This is a genomic window from Bartonella sp. ML70XJBT.G (assembly GCF_028618575.1).
In the GTDB taxonomy this organism is placed as follows: domain Bacteria; phylum Pseudomonadota; class Alphaproteobacteria; order Rhizobiales; family Rhizobiaceae; genus Bartonella.
Genome location: NZ_JAQITA010000051.1, coordinates 1 through 4,082 on the forward strand (window position 1 = coordinate 1; position 4,082 = coordinate 4,082).

Sequence of the window (4,082 nt, forward strand, 5' to 3'; positions counted from 1 at the left end):
GAGTTTTGTAGGAGGGCGTTATGGCATTTCCATTATTAGGCTTATTAGCTGGAGCAGGAACTGGGGCGGCATTGCGATATGGACCTCATATTTTGAGATATCTTTATCCTCGTGTGGCTCCCAAAGCGGTTACAGGAGCGCAAAGATTAGGACAACTCATGAAAGTAAGTCCAAAAAATCCTTTGTTTATTAGTTCTGCGATTGGAGCAGCACTGGATCCAACAACAGCACATGCACCAACAGGACCAAAGTTACCGAATATACCGCAACCACAAGAACCATTACCCTCTTCTATTGTTCCTCACATGGAAATGCCTTTTGGTGTAGGTAATCATTCCCCTATGCCAAATGTACAGGCATTTGAAGCACAAGATCTTAAACCTCATATTAATGAACCAATGCAAGCTAGACCAGTGGATACAGCGGCTCAAACACCACCTTCAGCACCGACAGATTTAGAGAAGTTTTTACAGTCTAATACTTATAAGTTTTTTCAATCGGATGCTTATAAGAAGCTTCAAGATCTTTTTGCAGGTATGGCAGCAGCCCCCTCTGGTGGTTCTGGATGGGATGCGCTTGCAAGTGGAGTAAAACAGCTGAATGAAGGCGATAAACAAAGAGGTAAAGTTAACCAAACCGTCGAGTATCTAAAGTCTAAAGGCTACAGCGAAGAAGAAGCGCGGGTTATGGCAAGTAATCCTCAGATGCTTAGTGCATTGTTAACAGGTGATGATACTCCTAAGTTACTTGCGGGGCATGAATGGTATACCAATCCACAGACAGGTAAACGTGGACAGAGACCGATGGAAGGGACTCTACAGGAATTGGAGTATAATCAGAAGCTACAAGCACAGAAAGAATGGGAGGATAAAAAGCAAAAAAATATTATTGTTACAAAACATCAGATGAATGCTGGGATAGATGCTATTCGTGATTCGATTGAACTCATTCACAAACATAAGATTAACGGCTTTAAGGCATGGGCGACACGTGGAATTGGAGGAACCCCTGCGAATGAATTAGAAAAATTATTTGATACGATTAAAGGTGGAGCTCTAAAGACGGTATTTGAAAGCTTAAAATCAATGAATCCTAACGGACATATGAGTGTTGGTCCTATATCAGATTTCGAAAGTCGGACGATGGTAGCAACTTTTGGTTCTTTAGATTCTGCGCGTAATACAAAGGGACTACTGAAAACTTTAGAGAATCTTGAAATAACATTTAATGCTTTAAAGAAGCTTGATAAAACTGATTTGCATAATTGGATGACGGGGAAAATAACACCTCAAGAAATCTCTGCTAAATATTCTACTAATTCGCAAGACACTATGGAATTTGTGAAGGTGTCCAGTCCAAAAGAGAGTGCTAAATTTGAGATAGGAACACAAATTCAAGATGCAGATGGTTATATTAGAATAAAGAGATACTAAAGATGTTTACTCATAAAAATGCTAACATGGATGAACATCATATTTGGAATGATGATCAGTACCCTATTATTGGACACATATCAGATTATAAAAAACGCTCTTCAAATAGTCATATTTGGAATGATGATCAATATCCTATTATTGGACATATATCAGATTATAACAACCATTCTTATGAAGAAGCACAGCCTCCAGAGATCACGCAAGGCGAAGCATTTTGGAACTCTTTAAAACATGGATTGAGTTTTAATTTAGATGATGAAATTGCAGGGATTACAGCGGCAGGACGTAAATCTGATGATCAGTGGGCAATAAAGGCTTTTTGGGATGGGCTTATCGACTATTGGAGTGGAGATAAGCAAACCAGAGAGAAATATGAGAAAGAAGCCAATAAAATACGTGATTATCAACGTAGAGTAAGTGATACACATTATTGGACGTCTTTAGGTGGAAATATTTTAGGGTCAATAATCCCTTCACTTGCAACTTTAGGGGCGGGAGCGGTTGCATCAGGAGCTCGTTTTTTAGCGCCTAACCTTGTAAAGAGTCTTACAGAGTCTAGCTTAGGTCAAGGTCTTTTGAAAGCAGGTTCTGTAGGAAAAGTAGCAAGCCCGTTTTTAGGTATCACGAACAAAACAACATTGCCTCATTTGCTTAAAGTTGGAGCAGCATCTGGTGCATTACATGGAGCAGGAGAGGGTGAAGGATTGGGAAATACATTTACCAGTACATTAGCTGGTGCTGGTTTAGGAGCGGGAGGGACATTGGTTGGAAGTGCTTTAGGTCATTTGGCTGGTTCTGCTGTAGGTGGAATAGGGAGACTTTTTTCTCCTTCTCATAAGCAAGGCGTTGAAAAAGCAACATTAAGGGCAATCAGTAAGCATTTAGGCAATGAGGCATCTGAGGAGCTAGGAGAATCTTTTAAGAAAGCTGTTCTTACTGATTACGTAGCCGATCATAGTCCTTTTTTACAAGATCTTGTATTTGATATAGCACAAAAGAACCAAGGGGCTTATCTTGATTTGACCAAAAGAGCAGAGGCGAGAGCATTGGGAGGAGGAGAGCGTATTCATCAAGCAGCAGATAAATACTTTGTTCCTCGTCAAAATGTTGTAGGTTTAAAAGGAGATCTTATTGCGAGTAGGAAAGCAGCATCTCATGATCTTTACGAAATAGCCAAGAAGATTCCAATAGAGAAACACCATTATGGCGCTCTTAATGAATTAATGAAGCGTCCATACTTCAAACAAGCTTATGATGAAGGACTGAAGCGCTTTATTTCGGATGGCAACAACGTCAGTGCATTTTCTTCTCAAAAATTTAGTCTCCTTAAAGAGAAACCAAACATGGGTGTTCTCCATAAGACTAAGGAGGTCATCGGCTTCATGATAGAGAAAGAAAAGAAACAAGGAGATAATAGCCAAGTTCGTAGTTTAGTTGATATCCAAAAAAAATTGTTAGAGATTATGGATAATATATCCTCTGAATACAAGAAGGGACGTGGATTGTTTCATCAATATAGTTCTCATGTAGATGCTATGCGTGAAGGTTCCAAAATCCTTAGAAAGAAGATTAATAATGATGAATTCAGTAAAATTTTTGATGAATTATCAGAAGCAGAACAAAAATACTTTCAAAAGGGCTCAAGAGGCGAACTTCTCAAAGGTATGCGGCAAACAGAAGATAAAGTCTCCAAGGCAAAGGAGATTTTTGGTACGGACGATCTGTATGATAGGTTTGCAAAGATTTATGGATCAGATCAAGCTGCTGCTGTTAAGAATGTTGTCAAGAGAGAAGCCGATTATGCAGATTTTTACAACAGAATACCAAATCGTATAGCAAATAAAGAGATATCTTTTACGCATCATGTCAATGTCCCAACGAGTAAACGTGATGCAGCTATGCAAGCAGGGAAAGCGGCGTTGAAAGCTTCTTGGATACCTTTCAAAGAAGCAGCGTTTAGAGAGCGTCAACGGATTGAAAAGGATGTCGTCAAGTTATTGACAGGTGGGACAAAGATTTCGAATGAGAAAATTGTAGAGCTCATTCAAAATATGGTGAAAGCGCGAGAGAAGGGATATGCCACGAAAGAATGGGTGAAAAAACTATCTGCTGCTCTGTTTGGGGGTGGAGGGAAAGCCTCAATAGAGGATTTGAATGTATTGAGTGCATTTGAGTAAGGAGGGCATTAAATTATGACCCGTTATAGTTCTCCAGTTGATCAAGCGATACGTCAAGCAGCGGTGCGTTATGGCTTGCCGGAAAGCTATTTATACCGTGTTGCCCAAGTTGAGAGTGGTGGCAATCCCAATGCAAGGAATCCACGTTCTTCTGCTGGTGGTCTGTATCAGTTTATAGACAGCACCGCCAAGCAATATGGTTTACAAGATCGTTTTGATCCCGTACAGGCAGCCGATGCGATGGGGCGGTTGACGCTTGATAATCGTAACCATTTAAGCCGTGTTTTGGGGAGAGCACCAACAGAGGCAGAATTGTATTTAGCGCATCAACAGGGAGCAGGGGGAGCCGCTCGCCTTTTGCAAAATCCCCATGCCAATGCAGCGCAATTGGTTGGCAGCAATGCGGTTGGTTTGAATGCAGGCAATAACGCAATGCGTGCTGGTGATTTTGCCAACCGTGTGTTTCAGA

3 protein-coding genes are annotated in these 4,082 nt (G+C 40.7%); all 3 read left to right on the plus strand.

Translation table 11 applies throughout. From position 1 onward, the window contains the following. Positions 1 to 20 precede the first annotated feature (20 nt). Positions 21 to 1,433 (plus strand): hypothetical protein, encoded by a 1,413-nt coding sequence (locus PVV64_RS09990; protein WP_273760840.1) that lies wholly within the window; start codon positions 21 to 23, stop codon positions 1,431 to 1,433. A 2-nt stretch (positions 1,434 to 1,435) separates the two neighbouring features. After that, a complete protein-coding gene (locus PVV64_RS09995; protein ID WP_273760841.1) occupies positions 1,436 to 3,613 on the plus strand; it encodes a hypothetical protein in 2,178 nt (725 codons plus the stop codon). Between the two features lie 15 nt (positions 3,614 to 3,628). Further along, positions 3,629 to 4,082 (plus strand): transglycosylase SLT domain-containing protein (locus PVV64_RS10000; protein WP_273760843.1); only part of this gene is annotated, 454 nt, incomplete at its 3' end.

What these genes read in the sequence shown, in the direction of transcription:
- PVV64_RS09990 (WP_273760840.1), top strand. Translation starts at nt 21, where the DNA reads ATGGCATTTCCATTATTAGGCTTATTAGCTGGAGCAGGAACTGGGGCG.
- PVV64_RS09995 (WP_273760841.1), top strand. Translation starts at nt 1,436, where the DNA reads ATGTTTACTCATAAAAATGCTAACATGGATGAACATCATATTTGGAAT.